This window comes from Cyanobium usitatum str. Tous (assembly GCF_963920485.1).
GTDB classification, from domain to species: Bacteria; Cyanobacteriota; Cyanobacteriia; order PCC-6307; family Cyanobiaceae; genus Cyanobium_A; species Cyanobium_A usitatum_A.
This window is the reverse complement of the sequence record NZ_OY986431.1, coordinates 1,629,264-1,649,628: the sequence shown is the minus strand read 5'-3', so window position 1 is coordinate 1,649,628 and position 20,365 is coordinate 1,629,264. Positions and strand designations below refer to the sequence as shown.

Genomic DNA, 20,365 nt, shown 5'->3' with positions numbered 1-20,365 from the left:
TGCGGCTCAATGACCACCCTCAACCGCGAGCTTCAAGAAACCGTCGATATCGATCAGGTGCCCGACGGGTTTGAGCCAGTGAGTGCCACTGAGCTCAACGCCTGGCGCCGGGGAATTACCCCGCAAGCCGAGATCTGGAACGGCCGGCTGGCAATGGTGGGCCTGTCGGTGGGCTTATCGGTGTTGCTAGTGGCCCGCCTGGCGAGCCACTAGCAAATCTTTGCCGCACCTCTGCGCTGCCTAGGTGCGACCGCGAAACGCTTGAGCCAGTTCGTTGGGCTTGAGGCTTTGGGCTAAGGCGTCCTCTGGCGTAACCCGGTTGGCTTCCACCAATTGCTGCAAGGCCTGATTGGCGGTTTGCATGCCATCCAAAGCGCTGCGCTTCATGATCTCCTCGATCTCATCGAGTTCGCCTCGCTGGATATAGTCCTTGCAGGCGTCGGTGTTGATCAAGATGTCGTGATAAGCGGCACGTTTACCGTCGGTTGTTTTAAGCAGTCCCTGGGCTATCACGCCGAGCAGTGATTCTGAAACTGCACGCCGGACGCTGTCCTGTTCGCTGGGGGGGTACATCCCCAGCACCCGTTCCACAGTTTTGACGGCTGAGTTTGTGTGCAAGGTGCCAAACACCAAGTGACCTGTCTGGGAGGCCTCGATCGCTGTGGCCAGGGTCTCTTGATCGCGTATTTCCCCAATCAGGATTACATCTGGATCCTCCCGAAGGGCTGCCCGCAGGGCGTTGTGGAACACCTTGGTGTGCTGACCCACCTCCCGGTGCCTAATCAAAGACTGGCGGCTTTCGTGTACGAATTCGACCGGATCTTCAATGGTGAGAATATGGCGGCACATGTTGCGATTGATCCAGTCGATCATCGCGGCCAGGGTGGTGCTCTTGCCGGAGCCGGTGGGGCCCGTAACCAGGATCATTCCCTTGGGCCGGGCCGCCAGCTCCTTGAGCACTGATGGCAGGTTGAGATCTTCCATGGTGGCGATCTTTTGGGGGATCAGCCGCAGCACCATCGCCGGCCCCCGCAACGAATCCAACAGGTTGATGCGCACTCGCACAAAGGGAAAGGCGTGGGAGCCGTCGAATTCTTTGTCGCGTTGGAAGCCGTCGATCTCGACGGGGCTGAGCATCTCTTTCATCCAGCCGCTGAAGGTGGCCGCATCAGTCACGGGCCAACCGGTGCCAGCCATCTCCCCCCGGACCCGGAAGCGGGGTTCCTCTCCAACTCCTAGGTGCACGTCGGAGTAGCCCCTCTCGTTGGCGATGCGCACGATGCCTTCGAGGTTGTCGGGCTGGCTGCCGTTATCTACCCGGGTGGGGGCAGTTCCACTGTCTGCGGTGGGGGCAGGGGGTGCTGCGGCGGGCGGGAAAGGTGACGGGGGAAAGGGAGAGGGAGGAAAGGGTGAAGTCGTCATCTGCGGTCACCGGATATCTGCCCAGCTTCGCTGCTGCGGCGGCTTCTGTCAGCCCCAGACCCTTTGCTGACGACCTTCGTAGGATCAAACGGTCTGCAGCGCTTTGGTGTCCAAGCCCCTTGTCACGATCGTGCTGGGCACCCGTCCGGAGGCCATCAAGCTGGCACCGGTGATTCGGGCCTTTCAGCAGGCCGACGATTTCCGCACTCGGGTGGTGCTCACCGGCCAGCACCGCGAAATGGTGAGCCAGGTGATGGCCCTGTTTGGCCTGACGGCCGACCACGACCTGGCCTTGATGGCTCCCAAGCAGACCCTCACCCACATCACCTGCGGCGCGCTGCAGGGGCTGCAACAGGAATTTGGCGAGCATCGACCCGATCTGGTGCTGGTGCAGGGCGACACCACCACCGCCTTCGCTTCGGCCCTGGCGGCCTTCTACGAGCAGATTCCGGTGGGGCACGTGGAGGCCGGTCTGCGCACCGACAACCTGCTCGACCCTTTCCCGGAAGAAGCCAACCGGCGCCTGATCTCCCAGCTGGCCCAGCTGCACTTCGCCCCCACGGCCCTCTCGGCCGCTAATTGCCGGGCATCAGGGGTGGTGGGCACGGTGCTGACCACCGGCAATACGGTGATCGATGCCCTGCTGTTGATGGCCGAGCAGGCGCCCCCCTACACCCTGCCCAGCCTCGATTTTGAGAAGCAGCGGGTGATTCTGGCCACGGTGCACCGGCGTGAAAACTGGGGTGAGCGCCTCCAGGACATCGGCCGCGGCTTCCTTGAGCTGCTCGAGCTCTATCCCGATACGGCCCTGCTGCTGCCCTTGCATCGCAATCCCACCGTGCGCGAACCGCTGCAAGCCCTGCTCGGCGACCATCCGCGGGCCTTCCTGGTGGAACCCCTCGATTACGACCAGCTGGTGGCGGCGATGCGCGGCTCCACCTTGGTGCTGAGCGATTCGGGGGGCCTGCAGGAGGAGGCACCATCGCTGGGAAAACCGGTGCTGGTGCTGCGCCGAACCACTGAGCGCCCCGAGGCTGTGGAGGCGGGCACGGCCAAGCTGATTGGCACCGACAGCGCCGACATCGTGGCCGAGGCCAGCCGCCTGCTGGATGATCCGGCGGCTTATGAGGCCATGGCCCGGGCCCACAACCCATTTGGCGACGGCCAGGCTTCGGGGCGGATAGTGGAGGCTGCCCGCACGTTCCTGGCCGGCTAGGGGCGCTTCTTGGCCCAGGGCGGCAGGTCGATGAACACCCGGGTGCCGCTTTTGAGCCCGGAGAGAATTTGGGTCTCCTTGCCGCTGCTGATGCCGAGCTCCACCGGCTGGAAGGTGGGCTGGTTTTTCTTGCCCACCAGCAGCACGCCCGGCCGCCCCGCCTCTGTGACGATCGCCACGGTGGGTACCAGGGTGTCGGCCTGCACCTGGCCTGTCTGGAAGCCGACGTCGGCAGTCATGCCGATGCGCAGCTGGGGGGGCTCGCCAACCAGGCGCAGCACCACATCGAAGGAGGTGACGTTGTTGATCTTCACGGCCCGGGGGGTGACGCGCTTGACCCGTGCTGCAAAGCTTTTATCGGGAAAGGCATCCACTCGCACCGTGGCGCTCTGGCCCAGCTGCACGCGGCCAATGTCGCTTTCCGGCACCTTGGCCACCACCTCCAGGCCCTGGGCCAGTTCCACAATCGAGGAGCTGGTGGCGCCGGCGGTGGCAGAAGCGGTGGTGGTAGGGGTCACAAAGGCACCTGGATCGGCGAAGCGCTGGGTCACCACCCCAGCGAACGGTGCCCGCACCACTAGGTCGGCTTGCTCCACTTCACGGGCGGTCAAGCGCTGGCGGGCGGCCTGTTCGGCCGCCTGGTCCACCAGGAAGGTGCTGCGCACGCTGTTGAAGTCGCTAAGGCTGATGGCGTTCTGGCGGTAGAGCCGCTCGTTGCGCTCCAGCTCGCTGCGGCTGCGGGCCAGCTGGGCCTGGGCTGAGCGCAACTGGGCCCGCAGCTCGGCGAGCCGCTCGTCTAGGTCGCCTCGATCCATCCGAGCTAGGGCCTGGCCGCGGTCCACCGGGTCCCCCTCCTCCACGTAGAGCTCCTGGATCACCCCCTGCCGTTTGGGGCTGACGTTCACGCGCTTTTCGGCTTCAAGTTCGCCGCTGGCACTCACTACCCCAGGCAGGTCGCCGCCAGCTGCAACAACGGTGTACGGCTCGAGATTGGCCTGGCTGGTGCCGCGCTGTCGCTGCACCAGGCCGATGCCAGCTACGAGCACAAGCCCTGCGGCGGCCGCGGCCCAAAGCCGCCGACGCTGCCAGGGCCGGCGCGGCGAGCTGGAAATCGCCGGCACTGAAGTGGGGGTGGAAATTGGGCTGGGGGCAGATAGGTCCATTTTCGCTGCTGGCGCCTCGACCTGCGGCCCGTAGATTTCGGTGATGCTTAAAGCCGGAATCGTCGGTCTGCCCAACGTCGGCAAATCGACCCTGTTCAATGCCCTGGTCGCCAACGCCCAGGCCGAAGCCGCCAACTACCCCTTCTGCACGATCGAGCCGAATTCTGGTGTGGTTTCCGTGCCAGACCCCCGGCTTGACCAGCTGGCTGCACTCAGCTCCAGCAAGGAGATCATTGCCACCCGGGTGGAATTTGTTGATATCGCCGGGCTGGTGAAGGGGGCCAGCCAGGGAGAGGGTCTTGGCAACAAGTTTCTGGCCAACATCCGCGAGGTGGACGCAATCGTGCACGTGGTGCGCTGCTTCGAAAACGATGACGTGATCCATGTGAGTGGCTCGGTGGGGCCGGCCCGCGATGCCGAGGTGATCAACCTGGAGCTGGGCCTGGCCGATCTCTCCCAGGTGGAGAAGCGCCGCGAGCGGCTCAAGAAGCAGGTGCGCACCAGCAAGGAGGCCCAGCTTGAAGATGCCGTCCTCGAGCGCATCCAGGTGGAGCTGGAGGCCGGCGGTGCCGCCCGCAATGTGGATATAAGCGAGGAGGAGGCGCCGCTGCTCAAGCCTCTGGGGCTGCTCACCGCCAAGCCGATCATCTATGCCACCAATGTCAGCGAAGACGATCTGGCCTCTGGCAACGCCTACTGCGAGGAGGTGGCCGCGCTAGCCGTGAAGGAGGGGGCGGGCACGGTGCGCATCTCAGCCCAGGTGGAGGCCGAATTGATTGAGCTGCCCGAGGAGGATCGCACCGAATTCCTGGCGGGTCTCGGGGTAGGGGAGGGCGGCCTGCAGAGCCTGATCCGCGCCACCTACGACCTGCTGGGGCTGCGCACCTATTTCACTACCGGTGAGAAGGAAACCCGCGCCTGGACCATCCAGGCCGGCATGACCGCCCCCCAGGCCGCTGGCGTGATTCACACCGACTTCGAGCGCGGCTTCATCCGCGCCCAGACCATCGGCTATAAGCAGCTGCTCGAGGCGGGCTCGCTGGTGGAAGCTCGCACCAAGGGCTGGCTGCGGGCTGAAGGCAAGGAGTACGTGGTGGCTGAGGGTGACGTGATGGAGTTTCTGTTCAACGTGTGAGCCCGGGGCCGTTCACCAAGTCTGAACCTGCTTCAGAATGGATTTGCTGAGAGACAAGCCATGACTACCCCCCAACCAACCAACCCTCAGCCCGAAGAAGCCGTGGACGTTGGCCATCCCCACGATTTCGACGCGCAGAAGGAGCTGCACCAAAAGATCCGCAACGATCCCGACTACGACGACTGGGAATACGGCACCGAGCCCCTGCCCCACGAGGCCTGGGTGGCTAAGCAGGCCTCCGCTCGCGAACAACCGCCGGCCTCGGCCTGAGCCGCTTCACCAGGTTGAGGCCTGCCAGGCACAGCAGGGTCATGCCGATCCAGAAGCCACCGGCGTGGCTCTGGGCATCGAGGGCCACGCCGGCCAGCAGCGGCGCCCCTAGGGCGCTCAGGGCAAAACATTGGGAAAACAGGGCCATGGCCAAGCCCTGGTGCTCCCTGGGGCTGAGCTCGATCACCGCTGCGGTGGCAATCGGCAGAAAGGCAGCTGCCCCCAGGGCCAGGGGCAGCTGGGCCAGCAGCACCAGCCAAAGCCCCTGGCTGCTGAGGGCAGAAAAGGCCAGCAGCACCGTGCCCATGGCAAAGCAGGCCAGGCTCAGCCCCAGCCCGTGCGCTATTGGACGCTTAGCCAGGGCCTGACCCACCGGCCACTGGATCAGCACCAGCACGCCCAGCTGCAGACCAACCAGCAGCGCCCCCAAGCTTTCCGGCATGGCCGCCCGCGCCAGGCCGCCGCGCACCAGATCCAGGGGCAGGGCGCTCTGCATCAGTGCCGGCAGCGAGGTGGCCAGCAGGCTGATCGCTAGTAGCGGCAGCAGTGGCGGCAACCATTGGCGCCAGGGGGTGTGGTCGGCTGGATCGAAGCTGGCAGGGCTAGTCCGCTGCAGGGGCTGCCTGAGCAGCAGCACTACCACCACCAGCAGACAGATGATGTCGATCAGGTAGATGCCCCGCAGCCGGCCGGCTGCGGCCAGCAGCGCCCCTAGCAGGGCTCCAGCCGCAATCCCAGCCGCATCGGCGCTGCGCACCAATGCATAGCCGCGGGCGGTGGGAATCGGGGCAGGCCCCATGCGGCAGCCCAGGGGCACCGCCAGCTCAACCGCCGGCCAGTAGAGGCCGGCAGCGATGCCGATCAGCAATTGCCCCTGCACGTAGCCCGGGAAGCTGGCCGTGCCGAGCAGCCGCAGATCCCCCAGCAGGGCTGCCAGGGCAGCTAGTAGCACCGGTATCGAGCAGGCCAGGCCCCGATCCAGCAGCATGCCGCTCAAAAAACGACCAGCCGTGCCCGCCAGCGCCGCCAGCGCTAAGCCCTGGGTCACCGCCTGGGCGCTGAAGGCCGCCTGGTGGAACACGATCGGCGTTAGGTAAAGCACCCCACCGGCTCCAAACGAAGCCACTAGTCGCACTAGGGCCACCTGGCGCAGCGCCGCCGGAAACTGGGCCAGCCAGCCGGACTGCGGCGGACTGGCGGAACGGAAGGGGCGCAAACGGGCCGTTAACTAGGTGAGGGGAGTCTGGCGCCCCTTAGCGGCCCTGGGGCGAGAGAATAAGCACCCCCCGCCCATGGCCTTGGCTCGTAGCTCGTTGCGTTGCTGGTGTTGCTTCACCGGAGCTCTGGCCATGGGCTGCATGCCGGCTCGGGCTGCCGAGGAGTTGGTGCTGCAACTCGATGGCCTGGCGCTGCCCATCGACCTGGTCGCCCTGGAGTCCTGGACTCGCCAGCCCGAGCAGGCAGCTAACGACCTGAAAGCGTGGCTCAATCTGCTGGAGCCCCAGAGTCGCCGCGACCTAGTGCGCTTGCTGCAGGCGCCGCTGCTGCGAGATCGCAGCTTTGGGCTGCAACTGCTCAACAGCTGGACCGGTGAGCAGATGCTTAAGGAGGCCGGCAGCCTGCTCACCACCGGCCCTGCTGGCCGCAGTACGGCTCCGCTGCTGCTCAGCAGCCTGCGTCAGTTGTTGGAGCGGCAGAGCAGCGTCTCCGCACTTGAGCTGCTGCGCGCCCTGCCTGTGGCCAGCGTCACCCTGCGCCTCGATGGGGCGCTGCAGCTGGCTGGCCAGTGGCGCAGCCAGCTGCAGCGGCAAAACACTGCCCTGGAGCGGTTGCGCCAGCTGCCCCTGCCCCAGCGAAGTTCCAGTCCTTTGGGGTTTACGAGCGCCGTGCGGCGCCAGCCCCAGCGCCTGCAGCTGCCGGTGCCCCATCGGGTGGCGCCCCTGCCGCTGGAGCTGTGGCCTGCTCAGCAGGCCCGCCGTGGTCCTTGGCTGCTGCTGATGCCGGGCCTGGGCGGCAGCGCCGACCAGCTCAGCTGGTTGGCTGCGGCTCTGGCCGATCGGGGTTGGCCCGTGTTGGTAGTGGTCCACCCCGGCAGCGACCAGCAGGCACTGCAGGCGTCGCTGCTTGGTGATGCCCCGCCCCCCGGGGCCGAAGCCCTGCCCCAGCGCCTGGCAGATCTGCAGGCCGTGCTCGAGGCCCAGCGGGAGGGCCAGCTGCCGGGTTTAGGCCCGGCGCCGGCGGGGGAGCAGGGGGTGGTGCTGGGGGGGCACTCGCTTGGTGGCCTGGCTGCGCTGATGGGGGCTGGCTTGGTGCCGGAGCGGGGCCTGGGTCGCCGCTGTGAGCTGGCCCTGGCGACCCTGCCGCTCACCAACCTTTCGCGGCTGCTGCAGTGCCAGCTGCCTCGGATCACCGGTGATGGCGCCGCCAGCGCAGGTCCCTTGCGGCCCCAGGCCACGCCCTTGCTGGGAGTGCTTGCCTTCAATGGTTTCGGCAGCCTGCTTTGGCCCCACCGCGGCCTGCAAGATCTCAACGTGCCGGTGCTGCTGGTGGGCGGCAGTCTCGATCTGGTGACCCCCCCGGTGCAGGAGCAGCTGGCCGTTTTTGCTGGTGCCACCCATCCCCGCAGCCGGCTGGTGTTGGTGGAGGGTGCTAGCCATTTCTCACCGGTGCGTATCGACAACCGGGGCGAAGCCTTGTTTCGACTCGGTGAGGAGCTGGTGGGCATCGAGCCCCTAAAGGTCCAGGCGCTGCTGCTAAGCCTCACCAGCGAATTTCTGCAAGGCTTTGAGCACCCCTTGCTACTTTCCCCCCAGCGCCGCGACCAGGACGGCGTCCGGGCTTACGTGCTCGATCGCAACCAGGCTCGCCGCTGGCAGGGGTTGCTGCCGCCGGAGTGAGCGTCAGCGGCTGGCCTGCAGCAAGGTACAGAGCTGGCTGGGGTTGATCCGCTCGATTCCATCGCCGAATTCGTAATGCTCGTCACCGGCGTAAACCAGGAAGCTCCGCTGCGGCTGCAGGTCGGCCCGGGCCTGATGGAACCCCTTGCCTGGTTTTGCGGCCAGGCCGCGTTTCACCTCGATCGCCCAGCGCTCGGGCCCAGGCAGATCCAGCACCAGATCCATTTCAGCTCCGGCAGCGCTGCGGTAAAAGCAAGCCTGTGTGCGCTCGGGAGCGACGCTGAGGAGCTGTTCGATCACGAAGCCCTCCCAGCTGCCGCCGGCCACCGGGTGGCCCAGGACCGCTTCCCGGTTGTCCAGTCCCAGCAGGGTGTGCAGCACGCCACTGTCCCGCACGTACACCTTGGGTGATTTCACCAGCCGCTTGCCGGTGTTGCTGTGGAATGGTGGCAGCCGTCGCACCAGCAGCAGGTCAACCAGCAGATCTAGGTAGCGAGCGGCCGTTTTGCCATCCACTCCCAGCCCCCGGCCCAGCTGGGCGGTGTTTAAGAGGCCTCCCTGGTCGTGGGCAAGCATGGTCCAGAAGCGCCGCAGAGTTTCCGCTGGGATCCGAGCACCGAGCTGGGGAATGTCCCGCTCCAGGTAGGTGCGAATGAAGTTGCTGCGCCAGATCACGCTGCCAGGTTCATCGCTGGCCAGAAAGCTCTCCGGAAAGCCGCCGCGAATCCAAAGCTGCTCCAGCTGCGGCGCTCCCACCTCCAGCAGGTTGAAACCATCCAGTTGCAGATAGGCGATCCTTCCCGCCAGTGATTCGCTCGATTGGCGCAGCAGATCGAGGGAGGCGGAACCCAGCAGCAGAAAGCGATGGCTCCGCCGGCCGCTGCGGCGCCCCTGGTCGATCAGGCCCCGCAGCACGGCAAACAGCTCGGGCAGCCGTTGCACCTCATCGAGGATCACCAGCTTGTCGGCATGGCTGCTGAGATACAGCTCGGGGTCGCTCAGCCTGGCTCGGTCGCCTGGCGATTCCAGATCGAGATAGAGACTCAGTTGATCAGCGGCGATCTGTTCCGCGAGGGTCGTTTTGCCCACCTGCCTGGGGCCCAGCAGAGCTACGGCGGGAAACTGATTCAGCCGCTCTCGCACCAAGGCGAGCTTCTGCCGCTGCAGCACGGTCTTCCCCCTTTCGCACTATTTATCCTTGCATTTCAGGAGCGTGGCTCCCGATTTGCAAGGATCTTTTTGCAGGTTTAAGGCTGGGCTTTAAGTCTGGGCTTAAAGCTCAGAGTTAAGGCTCAGAACTTGATGCGCGGATCGAGCACGGCCACCAGCAAGTCCACCAGCACCGTCACCAGCACCACCAGGCCGGCCACCACCACCACTATGCCCTGCACCAGCGGGTAGTCGCGCTGGCCGATCGCTTCCTGCAGCCGGAAGGCGATGCCGGGCCAGGAGTAGGTGATCTCGATCAGCAGCGCTCCGCCGATCAGTGACGCCACGGTGATGCCCGTGATCGTGAGCACCGGCAGCAGGGCATTAGGCAGGGCGTGGCGCAGCACCACCCGGGCCTCGCCCAGGCCGCGGCTGCGGGCTGCTTCCACGTAATCGGAGCCGAGGGTGCGGCGCAGATTGAGCCGCAGCGAGTTGGCGAAGATGCCGCTGAGCAATAGGCCCAGGGTGGCCGCTGGCAGCACCAGATGGCGCATACTCCCCAGCAGCAGCTGCCATTCGCCCGTGGCCAGGCCACTGCGCAGGCTGTCAAATAGGTAGAAACCGCTGCCCTCCGGCGGCAGCAGGGTGGGCGGGAAGCGACCCCCCACCGGCAGCCAGCCCAGCCACACCGCAAACACCAGCTGCACCACCATCGCTGCCCAGAAGGGCGGTAGGGCATAGGTGCCGATGCCGTAGAGCCGGCCGGCCAGATCGAGCTTGCCTTCCGGGCGGGCAATGCCGGAAAAGCCCACCGCTAGACCCACAACTGCAGCCAGCAGCAGGGCCACCACCCCCAGCTCCAGGGAGGCCGGCAGGCTTTGGCGAATTACTTCCGTCACCGGTTCCTGGTTGGTGAGCGAGGCGCCCAGGTCGCCATGCAGCAATTTGCCCAGGAAGCTGCCGTATTGGTGCAGCAATGGTTGATCCAGGCCCAGCTGGGCCCGCAGCGCAGCGCGGGCGCTTTCGGGAGCGCGGGTGCCGAGCAGGGCGTCGATCGGATCCCCTGGCGCCAGCCGTAGCAGCAGAAAAACCAGGCTGGCGATCAGCCACAACATCAATGGCGCCAGGGCCAGCCGGGCGGCCAGATAGCGCAATAGGGACCGGCGGCGACTCATGGTTTGCTGCTCCCTTGCTGAGCCTGCTTACGGGTCAGTTCCCGTAGCAGTAGGCGGCCGGAGCCATCGAAACGGGGCTGGCTGATGCTGGGCTGGGCCCAGGCCCGCGGTGCCACCAGCCACACCGGTAGGTAGGGGTTGGCGGCGGCGGTTTGGCGCTGGATGCGGCGCAGCAGGGCGGCGCGGGCGGGGCCGGCTACAGAAGCGCTGCGCTCAAGGTCTTCTTGCAGGCCGGGTTTGGCCCAGAAACTGCCACTGGCGGCGCTGGCCCCCTTGAGACAGCGCTCCCCTTGGGCCTTCTCACAGCCCAGCAAGGGCACCAAGTAGTTGTCGGCATCGGGAAAGTCGCCCATCCACTCCAGCAGGATGAGCGGGAAGGCCCCTTCCCCCAGCTGGCGGTAGGCGGTGGTGGCCTCCATGCCGGTCACCTCGAGCTCAACGCAATCGCCCAGATCCTGCTGCAGCTGGGCCTGCCAGGTGAGGGCAAACATCCGGTCGGCGGGGATGTTGGAGCGGAAGGTGAGCGGTAGGGCCAGGCGCTTGCCCTGGCAGTAACCGGCCTGGCGATAGAGCTGGCGGGCCTTGGCTGGGTTGTAGCTGGGCCAGGCCTGGGGGTCGGAGCCCTTGAGGCTGGGGGGCACCAGGTCGCGCAGGGGCGGCCGCAGGCCCAGGGTTACCCGGCGGCTGATGGTGTTGCGATCGAGGCTGTAGGCCACCGCTTGGCGCAGCCGGGGATCGTTGAGGGGCGGCTGGTCGGTGAGCACGGTGAGGTAGCCGATCTCCAGTGCCGGACCGCTGCCCTCCCGCAAGCTTCCAGCCGCAGCCTGGCTTTTCAAGGCGGCCTGCTGGTCGATTTCGAGGCTGGTCGAGAGCAGTACATCCACCTCGCCGCTCTGCAGGGCGCCGTAGAGGGCTGTGGAATTACTGAGTGACACCAGGTCGATGCCGCCATTGGCGGGTTTGGCCCCCCAGTACTCCGCAAAGGGCTCTAGGCGTTGCTGCTGACCTGTGAAGAAGCTGAGCCGGTAGGGCCCGGTGCCCACGAAGCGGTCGTTGAGGAAGCGATTGCGGTGGTTTTTGTAGGCGCTGGGGGAGAGGGGCGTCAGGTTGACGGCGCTGAGCAGCTCGGCCAGGGGGCTGAAGGGGCGCTTGAGCGTCAGCTCGATTGTGTAGGGACCCACCGCCCGCGCGGCGCTTACCCGATCGCCCAGCAGGTAGCTGAGCTTGCCGATAGCTAGGAAGCGCTTCAGGCTGAACACCATGGCCGCGGCATTGAACGGCGTGCCGTCGTGGAAGCGCACGTCCTGGCGCAGCTGCACCTGGGCCTTGAGGCCATCGGCACTTAGCTTGGGCGGCCCCACTGCCAGGCGCGGCTCCAGCTGGCCAGCGGTATTGATCGCATAGAGCGTATCGCCGATCGCGCTCAGCAGCTGCATGGCGCCGAAGGTGTAGGCGCCGCCGGGATCAACCGTGTCGATGCGGTTCTTGCTTGCAACTACCAGCCGGTTGGCCGACGCCTCCTGCTTGGGCCGGCAGCCGGAGAGAGCTAGGCCAGCGGCCAGGCCGCTGGTCAGCAGGGCTGCTGCCAGGGTTTGGGTTAGCCGCGGAGCGCGGGGCAAGGGGCGGCCGTCAAATCAACGCCATTCAAGACCGACGCGGCCAGGCAGGGCGCACCTGTTGCAGGGATATTTCAAACACTTCCGATCCCTGACGCGCCAGGGGCCAGCGGCGCAGCCAGCAGCGGTCGTGGTGGTCGTCGACGCCAATCACTTGGTAGAGCTGCTCATCGCTTTCCAGCTGCACGCAGGCACCTTGGTGCAGGTTGACTGTGCTCGAGGCCTGGGCACTAGAGCAGGTGGGGCCGTTCATGGGATTAGGGGTTAACTGATTGGTGCTTGCTGGGAAGATGCTGCGGGGGACAGGGGATTAACACTGTTCGCCTCGCTACAAACATCGACCTGGGTGTGGGGATCTCGACAGGGCTTGCAGTAGCAGCTGGCCCCTCCAGATCAGACCCCGCTGGGGTCTTAATAATTGCTTTCGATTTGTGCACCCACTGTGGCCTGCCGCTGGCCCCATTGGCCAGCTGATGGCGATTTGGAGACCTGATGGAGCCAATCAGGCCCGCTGTTACAGGGTGCGCAGGCAGGCGGCCACGGCCTGAACGTCAGACAGGGCCTCGATTGCGGCCAGGGCTTGGCGGAAGTTGGCTTCGCAAACCTCGTGGGTGATCACCACGATTTCGGCGCCGCCGGCGCTCTGGGTTTCGAACTGCACTATCGATTGAATCGACACCCCCGCTTCGCCAAAGCAGGTGCCGATAGCACCGATCACGCCGGCCCGGTCGCTGGTGCGCAGCCGCAAGTAGTTGCGGTGGCTGGTCACGGCGCTCTCCACCAGGCGGCAGTCGCGCCAGCTGCCGGCGGCCAGCAGGGGATCGAGGGGCGCCTGAGGGCCCCTACCGCCAGTGGCCTGGCGGATGCCGGCGATGTTGAGAATGTCGGCCACCACCGCCGATGCGGTGGGCCCCGCTCCAGCCCCGGGCCCATAGAACATCACCTGGCCCACGGGGTCGCCCTCCACCAGGATCGCGTTGTTGACCCCGTTCACCCCGGCCAGCGGATGGGCCTTGGGCAGCAGGGTGGGGTGGACGCGCACATCGAGCAGCTGCTCGGCTTGCTCACTTGGCATCGCCTGGGCCACGGCCAGCAGCTTCACCACGTAGCCAAGCTGCTCGGCGTAGGCGATGTCGCTGGCATCGAGCTGGTCGATCCCCTCGGTTGGGATGGCCTCGCGGGGCACCGGACCGCCGTAGGCCAGGCCCGCCAAAATTGCGATCTTGTCGGCCGCATCTCCCCCCTGCACATCAGCGGCGGGGTCGGCTTCGGCGTAGCCCAGCCGCTGGGCGTCGGCCAGCACGTCGGCGTAGGCGGCGCCCTCTGCCGCCATGCGGCTGAGGATGTAGTTGGTGGTGCCGTTGATGATGCCGCTCACCCGCTGGATCCGGTTAGCTCCCAGGGACTGCTTCAGGGGCTCGATGATCGGGATGCCGCCACCTACGGCGGCTTCGATCAGCACGTACACCCCGCTACGGGCGGCGGCGGCGGCGATCTCCTCGCCGTAGCGGGCAATTACGGCCTTGTTGGCGGTTACTACCGGTTTGCCGGCCGCAATAGCCCGCAGGATCAGGGAGCGGGCCGGCTCCAGGCCACCCATCACCTCCACCACGATGTCGACCGCCGGGTCGTCGACCACGGCTTCTGGGTCGGTGCTGAGCAGTTCGGCTGCCAATTCAACCGTGCGCGGCCGTTTTAGGTCGCGCACGGCCACCCGCCGCAATTCGAGTTCGCCCACCAGCGGATGGCGGCCGGCCGGGGTCGCCAGGATGGCTGCCACACCAGCCCCCACCGTGCCGAGCCCGAGCAAGCCGATGCCGATGGTCATTCGTTGGGGGGGTAGCGGTGCGCCGATCCTATAAATCAATTGGCTTGGCCTAGGGGGTGGCCGCCAGGGACTGGGCCTGGGCCTGCATCAGCCGCAGAATGTTTAGAAAGCCGTTGGCCCTTGAGGGAGTCAGGCTGGCCTGCAGGCCGGTGGCGGCGATGAAGGCCGGATCGATGGCGGTGGCCTGCTGCGGCGTCAGCCCTTCGAGCCCCTCGATCAGCAGGGCCAGCAGTCCCTTGGTGATGGCGGCGTCGGAGTCACCGCGCCAGTGCAGGGCTCCATCGACCAACTCCGCCACCACAAATACCTGCGAAACGCAGCCCTTCACCTTGAAGGCGTCATTGCGAAATTCCTCGGGCAGGGGCTCGAGCTTTTTGGCCAGCCAAAGCACGTATTCGTAGCGGCGGCGGGGATCGCTGGTGCTGGCCAGCCGCTCCACCATGCGGTCGAGGGCCGGACTGCCGCTGGGGGCAATGCTCATCAGCGCCGGCCGCCGCGGCGCCAGCTCAGGGCTCCTCCCAGGGCGCCGGCTGCGGCGCTGAGGCCGAGCAGTGCCAGCCCTGTTTGGGTTCCTTGCCCTGGTCGGGTGCTGTTGAAACGCGTTGAAAGGGCCGGAGCTGCCCCCGGTAGCTCGAGATAGTCGCGGTGGCCTGGGCCGCGGTCTACCTGCAGTTCCCAGGCGGAGGTTGCGTTGCTGGGCAGCTGGAAGCGGAGTTGGCCGCTGGCATCGGTGCGACCTACTTCGATCGGTTCACCGTTGGGTGGCACCAGTCTCACCACCGCATCATCGGCGGGTTCCCCATTGCCGAAACGGCTGTCGAGCACCAGATGTTCGGTGAGGCTGCTCAGGCGCTCCAGGCTGCTTTCAATCGCGTGGCTATGGGCCGGGGCGGCGCTGGCAAGCAGCAGCAGGGCCGGAATTACACGCAGATTCATGGCTGAATCAGGAAGCTTGCCAACGACTATCGCTACTTTTGCCGGCCTGCACCATCCGCACCATCGAACTCACCATCATCGAGAGGGCGTCGTGGCTCTGGCCGCGGTCCTGAAGTTCGGCAGCCAAGACCCTTTCTGGGACCGAGGCGTAGCTGCAGGGAGCAGTAAAAGCTTTGAGATCCAAGGCGTGGCCTGTTCTATAAACTGATCCTGGCAAATAGCTGCTCGCACTGCGCCCCGTGTAAAGGCATTGTCAAGAACGGTTCCTTCAAGAAGGGTTCCCCAGGCCTTCTTCATCTAGCCAGCCCTGCAGGGGCACATCCCAGGGGTCGCGCGGCAGGCGCTCAACCCGGCAGCCCCGCGGCAGCACCGCCAGCGCCGGCACTTGGGCCCAGGCGGGGTCGGCCCGCAGCCGGTCGTACCAGCCGCCGCCGTAGCCCAGGCGGATGCCCGCCCCATCGCAGGCCAGCGCCGGAACCAGCAGCAGCCCCAGTGCCTGGGCTGGCAGCTCCCCGGCGCCGGCCAGCGGTGCAGGGATGCGGCAGCTATCTGGCTCGAGGGGGTCGCCGCCACGCCAGGGACGAAATACAAGCCTGGGCCCTAGATCACCCCCAGCCCTGGCGGGCACGATGGCGGGCAGGGCCAGCCGACCCGGCAGCAGCATTTCCAGCTCCCGCAGGTCAACCTCGCCGGGCAGGGGCCAGTAGAGGCCCAGGACACGGCCGGCGGGCAGTAGGGCGGGAATGTGCCGGCGGGCCTGGGCCACGATCGCGGCCTCCACACCCGCGAGCAGGCTCTGGCGCAGGGGGCGGAAGTGGCGCCGCAGGCTGGCTTTGGCGCTCACCGCTGGAACCAGCCGGTGAGGGCGGCGGCTAGGGCATCGGCGGCGTCATCGGGGCGGGGCGGGGTGTCGAGGTTGAGCTCGCGCATCACCGCTTCAAGCACCTCATCTTTCTGGGCGTGGCCATGGCCGGTGAGGGCTTGCTTGATTTGCATCGGCGGATACTCCACCACCGCCACGCCAAAGCGGGCCAGGGTCATCATCAGCACGCCCCTGGCTTGCACCACGGCGATGGTGGTGCTGGAGCGGTAGAAGAAAAACTTCTCCACCACCGCCAGCTGGGGCTTCCAGGTGCGGATCAGTACCCGCAGGTCGCGGGCGATCTCCACCATCCGTTCCCCCTCACTGCGGCCGGGTTCGGTGCGGATGATGCCGCAGTCGAGCAGCTGCTGGGCGCCGCCGCGGCGCTCCTCCACCTCGATCACCCCATAGCCCACGCGAGCAAGACCGGGATCGATGCCGAGGATGCGCATTGATCAGGCCTCGGGGCTGAGTCGGTAAGGAACCTGCACACCGCCGAGGGATTCCGGGAAGTCGCGGGTGTTGCGGGTCACCAGCTGCAGACGATGGCAGCGCGCCGTGGCGAGGATGATGGCGTCTGGGATTTTCAGGCCCAGGCTGCGGCGGCAGGCCACCGCCTCCCGGGCGATGGACTGGGTCAGCTCCAGGCGGGGAAAGCTGCTCAGCCAGGGTTCCACGGCGCCCATTTCGTCGTCGTGGCAGCCCACCAGGATTTCCATCCAGCTGATCACGCTGATCGAGGTTGCCCCGCCGTGGGCCTCGATCCAGGCGAGGGCCTGGGCTTCCCCGCGTAAGAGGTCGATCAGGATGTTGGAGTCGAGCAGCAGCCCTGCAGCCGCAATCCCAGCGGCCACCTCAGCGCTCCCATTCGCTGCGCAGGGTCCGTTCCAGGCTCAGGGAGTCTTCTGGGCGGTTGCGCCATAGCCCGAAGACGCTCTGGTGCTGAACGCCCTGGTGGTCTAGCCAGCTGCGCAGGGCCTGGCGCAGGCCTTCGGCCCGGGATAGGCCGCGCTGGCGGCAGAGGCTGTCGAGCCGTTCCCGATCGGTATCGGGCAGATCGATGATCGTGCGCATTGGACCCGCACCCCAACGGTTAATATTGATATTGGCATCATATGCCGTTATCAATGCTGAGCTGGTTTGGCGCGCCCTTAGGCCGCCAGGGCCAGTTCGAAGGCGCTGCGGTCGCTGCTGTCGGCGCGCTCGAACACCTTGCAGAACACCTTCACCACCCGGTCGCCGGTGTCGATCGTTTCGAGAGGGTCCTTGCGCAGGCGGTGGCGCAGGCAGCAGGCCACCACCCGGGCTACGTCGTTTTCGTCCACCTCGGTGCGACCCTCGAAGGCCGCCAGGGCCCGGGCGGCCCGGTTGGTGACGATGTCGCCGCGCAGGCCATCCACATCCAGCTCACCGCAAACCGCCGAGATGCGAATGCGTAGGTCGGCGTCGATCGCTACTTGATTGAGTAGCTTCTGGGCCGCAATCACCCGGTCTTGCAGGGCGTCCTGGGTGGTTTGCACGGCGTTGTTGAAGCCGTCTGGATCGCTGTCGAAGGCGGTGCGCTGATCCACCACCTGCACCCGCAGCTCTGGATCGCGCACGGTGCGCACCTCCACGCTCATGCCGAAGCGATCGAGCAGCTGGGGCCGTAGCTCCCCCTCCTCCGGGTTGCCGGAGCCGATCAGCACGAAGCGGGCCGGGTGGCGCACGCTCACGCCTTCGCGCTCAACCGTGTTCCAGCCGGAGGCAGCTGAATCCAGCAGCACGTCCACCAGGTGGTCGTCCAGCAGGTTTACCTCATCCACGTAGAGCAGGCCGCGGTTGGCCTTGGCCAGCAGGCCGGGCTCAAAGGCGCGCACGCCCTCACTCAGGGCTTTTTCGATGTCGATCGTGCCGCAGAGGCGATCTTCCGTGGCGCCCAGGGGCAGGTCGACCATGGGCACCTGGCGGGGCTCCACCGGCAGCTCCTCTCCCTGCTCGGCGCGGGCGCGCACCTCGGCGCTCTGCAGGTCGGGGTCAACCGGGGAGCTGTTGTAGGGGTCGCCCGCCACCACATCGATTTCGGGCAGCAGGTCGGCCAGGGCCCGGATCGTGGTCGATTTGCCGGTGCCCCGGTCGCCCATGATCATCACGCCGCCAATGCGCGGATCGATCACGTTGAGCAGCAGGGCCAGCTTCATCTCCTCCTGCCCGACGATCGCGGTGAAGGGGAAGACCCTGCGCTTGCGAACTGGCGTCACGGACGGCTGGCTGGAGTTGATTCGGATTGTTTCACAGGCTGCTCTGGGAGGGGCAACAGGCTGAGCACCTGGGGCGGGGTGGCATCGGCCGGATAGATCAGCCGCACCTGCAGCTGGCGGCTGGCTCCTGGCGCCAGGCTGATGGTGCCGAAGGCGGGGCTGGGTTCACCAGCCCGCTGCACCAGATGGAAGCTGCGCCGGCCAAGAGGCCGGCTGCCCGGGCTGGCGCCATCAAGGCCCGTCACCTCCACCGTGCCGCGGAACATCACAGGCCGGCTTCCACTAGTCATGGCGCCAATACTTTTGAAGCGCAGGCCACCAATGGCGGCATCGCCTTTGAGTGGCGATTCCAGGGCCAGCTGCAGGGACACCGGTTTGGTCGTGTCGTTGCGCAGGGGGATGCTGAGGTCGTATTCGACGCCGTAGTTGCCGTGGGCGGCCCAGGCGGTGCCTGGGTAGAAGGCCTGAAGCTCGGCGGTCTGCACCTGGCCGCTGCCGAGGGTGCCCCGCTCCAGGTTGCTGATCGGCCAGGAGATCGGCGCCCGGCTCACGCTCAACCAGTTTTTGCCCGGATCGCTAAGGCGGCTGCGCCAGACGCTGCCCACCTGCACCCCACTCACCCGCGAATACACCATCCCCCCCTTGCTGCCCCGCGGGGTGGGGCTGTGCTCCCGGGGGCTGAGACCCCCCTCCAGCAGGGCGGCCCAGCTGGAGGGGGCCGGCGGCTCCTTGCCCCGGCCGAAGGCCGCCAGGGTGGCCAGGCTCACGGGGCCCGAGCTCTCCAGTCGCAGCTGCAGGTTGCGGCCGTTGAGCAGGGGATCGAGTCCCCGCACCGGCAGGGGCAGCACCAGCAGGGTGGTGGGAGCGCCAGGGCTCAAGGTCCAGCTGGCGGGCAGCTCGGGGCTGCGCTGGCGGGCCAGCAATTCGGTGGCCACCCGGCTGCCGGGGCCGGCCCACACCGGGGTGGTGCCCTGCACCATCAGGGCCGGCAGGGGCAGGAAGGGGGCGCCGGCCTGGCCGGGATCCACCGCTTGGGAGAGGGCCGTCGAGCCAGCCAGCAGCTTCAGGGTTACGGGTCCGGGGCCGCGGGGAGCGGCCAGCACCGCCAGCCACAGGGTGGAGTCGAGGCTCTCCGGCTTGCCTGCATAGACGTGGTGGCTGAACAGGTCGAAGCGGCCGCTTAGCGCCACATCCAGGTGGGCTGCAGGCACGCCGCGACCGGCGCCGGGGAAAGTGGAAAGCAGGATCCCGGGCTCGCGAATCAGCTCGGGATTGTTGTCGTTTATCAACAGCAGCTGGTCCAGCCCGCCGCTCAAGGGCGCCACGGTTTGGGGGCGCAGCACGGGTGAGGTCTGGCTCAGGGCGGCGGGGGCAGCCAGGCTGGTTAGCAGCAGCAGGGGCAGCCAGCTGGCCTGGAGCAGGCGAGGACGGTTCATTTGCGGCCTACCAGGGTTTTTGAAACTTCAGCGGCCATGGCGCGGATCAGATCGGTGGAGCGGGGGTCGTTGAACGGACCTTTCACCATGAAGGCCGCCACGGCGCGCTGGCCGTTGGGGAGCTGGATCAGGGCCGCGTCGGCGTAGGCAATGCCGATATCTCCGGTTTTGTTGTAGACGGTGATGCCAAAACTGAGCAGCTCGCTGTCGGGATCGGCGGAGTCTTTGCCGAGCCCCTGGAGCAGGCCCAAGGGAATCAGGGTGTTGGTGCGGGAGCTGCCCATGATTTCTCTAAATAGGTCGCGAGCCCGGGGACTAAGACTTTCGCCGATATCCACCATGGCGATCGACCTGGCCAGGTCGCGGCTGCTGGTGGTGTTGGTGCCGTCGAGATCGGGCAGCCAGTTGTTGACTGCCGTCGCAGGGAGGCCCATGGCGCTGAAACGCTCATTGAGGGTCGTTTTGCCGCCTAGACGCTTGATCAGCAGGTTGGTGGCGCTGTTGTCGCTCACCCGGATCATTTCGGTGGCCGCTTCAAAAAACGGGAAGCGGGTGCCCACCGGTTTGTTGGCCATCCAGCCGGCTCCGCCGCCCACCAGCTCTTTTGTGAGGGGCAGGGGCTCGTTCCAGCGCAACTTGCCGTTGTCGAGGTCTTCCAGGCCTACCAGCAGGATCGGCGTTTTGATTGAGCTGGCGGCCGGCAGGGGTAGGTCGGGCTGCAGCTGGGCAAAGCGGCCGTCGTCGAGCACCAGCAGGAAGGCGCTGGCGCTGAGGTCTTTTTGGGCTGCCGCCAGCTCGCCCCAGCGCTTGCTCATGGCTGCCAGCTCCGTGCGGGCCTCGAACTGGCCCGGATCAAGGCCCTTGCTGTTGCGGGCGGCGCCGAGGTCGAGGCTGGGGGCCTTGCTGGCGCCTTGGGCCAGGCGGGGGGCCAGCAGCTTGAGGCTGGTGCCGGTGACCACGCCCAGGCCGATTCCCATCACCACCAGGCGCAACACCAACCGAAAGGGGCCTCCCCAGCGG

Annotated in this window: 22 protein-coding genes; 5 read left to right on the top strand and 17 right to left on the bottom strand. The window is 66.6% G+C overall.

Annotation, left to right across the window (positions count from 1 at the left end; genetic code table 11):
• Positions 1–9: 9 nt before the first annotated feature.
• Positions 10–213, top strand: coding sequence for a chlorophyll a/b-binding protein (locus U9970_RS08870; protein ID WP_322763932.1), 204 nt, complete (start codon positions 10–12; stop codon positions 211–213).
• A gap of 27 nt (positions 214–240) precedes the next feature.
• Here U9970_RS08870 and U9970_RS08865 read toward each other — a convergent pair whose 3' ends face one another.
• The gene (locus U9970_RS08865; protein ID WP_322763931.1) at positions 241–1,422 is read right to left on the bottom strand and encodes a type IV pilus twitching motility protein PilT; all 1,182 of its coding nucleotides are present in this window, start codon (positions 1,420–1,422) and stop codon (positions 241–243) included.
• Positions 1,423–1,525: 103 nt separating this feature from the next.
• On the opposite strand from U9970_RS08865, the gene wecB reads away from it, so the two are divergent.
• On the top strand, positions 1,526–2,638 hold the full coding sequence (wecB, locus tag U9970_RS08860; RefSeq protein ID WP_322763930.1) for a non-hydrolyzing UDP-N-acetylglucosamine 2-epimerase: 1,113 nt from the start codon (positions 1,526–1,528) through the stop codon (positions 2,636–2,638).
• Here wecB and U9970_RS08855 read toward each other — a convergent pair.
• Positions 2,635–3,801 carry an efflux RND transporter periplasmic adaptor subunit gene (locus tag U9970_RS08855; protein WP_322763929.1) on the bottom strand — a complete coding sequence of 389 codons (1,167 nt, stop codon included), beginning with the start codon at positions 3,799–3,801 and terminating at the stop codon, positions 2,635–2,637. The genes wecB and U9970_RS08855 overlap by 4 nt on opposite strands.
• Positions 3,802–3,844: 43 nt before the next feature.
• On the opposite strand from U9970_RS08855, the gene ychF reads away from it, so the two are divergent.
• Complete coding sequence (gene ychF / locus U9970_RS08850; RefSeq protein WP_322763928.1) at positions 3,845–4,936, top strand: redox-regulated ATPase YchF; 1,092 nt, start codon at positions 3,845–3,847, stop codon at positions 4,934–4,936.
• 60 nt (positions 4,937–4,996) lie between these two features.
• Positions 4,997–5,206, top strand: coding sequence for a hypothetical protein (locus U9970_RS08845; protein WP_322763927.1), 210 nt, complete (start codon positions 4,997–4,999; stop codon positions 5,204–5,206).
• Here the strand turns inward: U9970_RS08845 and U9970_RS08840 are convergent.
• A complete protein-coding gene (locus tag U9970_RS08840; RefSeq protein ID WP_322763926.1) occupies positions 5,163–6,422 on the bottom strand; it encodes an MFS transporter in 1,260 nt (419 codons plus the stop codon). The two genes, U9970_RS08845 and U9970_RS08840, sit on opposite strands and share 44 nt — an antisense overlap.
• Positions 6,423–6,504: 82 nt before the next feature.
• On the opposite strand from U9970_RS08840, the gene U9970_RS08835 reads away from it, so the two are divergent.
• The gene (locus U9970_RS08835) at positions 6,505–8,103 is read left to right on the top strand and encodes an alpha/beta hydrolase (RefSeq protein WP_322763925.1); all 1,599 of its coding nucleotides are present in this window, start codon (positions 6,505–6,507) and stop codon (positions 8,101–8,103) included.
• A 3-nt stretch (positions 8,104–8,106) separates the two neighbouring features.
• Here U9970_RS08835 and U9970_RS08830 read toward each other — a convergent pair whose 3' ends face one another.
• The 14 genes from U9970_RS08830 to U9970_RS08765 form a co-directional block, all read right to left on the bottom strand.
• A complete protein-coding gene (locus U9970_RS08830; protein WP_322763924.1) occupies positions 8,107–9,273 on the bottom strand; it encodes an ATP-binding protein in 1,167 nt (388 codons plus the stop codon).
• Positions 9,274–9,395: 122 nt separating this feature from the next.
• Positions 9,396–10,427, bottom strand: coding sequence for an ABC transporter permease (locus U9970_RS08825; RefSeq protein ID WP_322763923.1), 1,032 nt, complete (start codon positions 10,425–10,427; stop codon positions 9,396–9,398).
• Positions 10,424–11,863: an ABC transporter substrate-binding protein gene (locus U9970_RS08820; protein WP_407653112.1), complete on the bottom strand. Its 1,440-nt coding sequence runs from the start codon at positions 11,861–11,863 to the stop codon at positions 10,424–10,426. The genes U9970_RS08825 and U9970_RS08820 overlap by 4 nt, the downstream gene beginning before the upstream one ends.
• Before the next feature lie 208 nt (positions 11,864–12,071).
• Positions 12,072–12,296, bottom strand: a complete 225-nt coding sequence (locus U9970_RS08815) for a hypothetical protein (RefSeq protein ID WP_322763921.1) — start codon at positions 12,294–12,296, stop codon at positions 12,072–12,074.
• 261 nt (positions 12,297–12,557) lie between these two features.
• Positions 12,558–13,871, bottom strand: a complete 1,314-nt coding sequence (locus tag U9970_RS08810; protein WP_322763920.1) for a homoserine dehydrogenase — start codon at positions 13,869–13,871, stop codon at positions 12,558–12,560.
• Between the two features lie 49 nt (positions 13,872–13,920).
• On the bottom strand, positions 13,921–14,352 hold the full coding sequence (locus tag U9970_RS08805; RefSeq protein ID WP_322763919.1) for a SufE family protein: 432 nt from the start codon (positions 14,350–14,352) through the stop codon (positions 13,921–13,923).
• Positions 14,352–14,807: a hypothetical protein gene (locus tag U9970_RS08800; RefSeq protein WP_322763918.1), complete on the bottom strand. Its 456-nt coding sequence runs from the start codon at positions 14,805–14,807 to the stop codon at positions 14,352–14,354. The genes U9970_RS08805 and U9970_RS08800 overlap by 1 nt, the downstream gene beginning before the upstream one ends.
• 268 nt (positions 14,808–15,075) lie before the next feature.
• Positions 15,076–15,651: a 5-formyltetrahydrofolate cyclo-ligase gene (locus tag U9970_RS08795; RefSeq protein ID WP_322763917.1), complete on the bottom strand. Its 576-nt coding sequence runs from the start codon at positions 15,649–15,651 to the stop codon at positions 15,076–15,078.
• A complete protein-coding gene (gene ruvC, locus U9970_RS08790; protein WP_322763916.1) occupies positions 15,648–16,121 on the bottom strand; it encodes a crossover junction endodeoxyribonuclease RuvC in 474 nt (157 codons plus the stop codon). The genes U9970_RS08795 and ruvC overlap by 4 nt, the downstream gene beginning before the upstream one ends.
• A 3-nt stretch (positions 16,122–16,124) precedes the next feature.
• On the bottom strand, positions 16,125–16,523 hold the full coding sequence (locus U9970_RS08785; protein WP_322763915.1) for a type II toxin-antitoxin system VapC family toxin: 399 nt from the start codon (positions 16,521–16,523) through the stop codon (positions 16,125–16,127).
• A gap of 1 nt (position 16,524) precedes the next feature.
• A complete protein-coding gene (locus U9970_RS08780) occupies positions 16,525–16,743 on the bottom strand; it encodes a ribbon-helix-helix domain-containing protein (protein WP_255016389.1) in 219 nt (72 codons plus the stop codon).
• Positions 16,744–16,820: 77 nt separating this feature from the next.
• Positions 16,821–17,909: a magnesium chelatase ATPase subunit I gene (gene bchI / locus U9970_RS08775; protein WP_322763914.1), complete on the bottom strand. Its 1,089-nt coding sequence runs from the start codon at positions 17,907–17,909 to the stop codon at positions 16,821–16,823.
• Positions 17,906–19,345 carry a DUF3370 domain-containing protein gene (locus tag U9970_RS08770; RefSeq protein WP_322763913.1) on the bottom strand — a complete coding sequence of 480 codons (1,440 nt, stop codon included), beginning with the start codon at positions 19,343–19,345 and terminating at the stop codon, positions 17,906–17,908. The genes bchI and U9970_RS08770 overlap by 4 nt, the downstream gene beginning before the upstream one ends.
• Positions 19,342–20,322, bottom strand: coding sequence for a serine hydrolase (locus U9970_RS08765; protein WP_322766082.1), 981 nt, complete (start codon positions 20,320–20,322; stop codon positions 19,342–19,344). The genes U9970_RS08770 and U9970_RS08765 overlap by 4 nt, the downstream gene beginning before the upstream one ends.
• Positions 20,323–20,365: the final 43 nt, after the last annotated feature.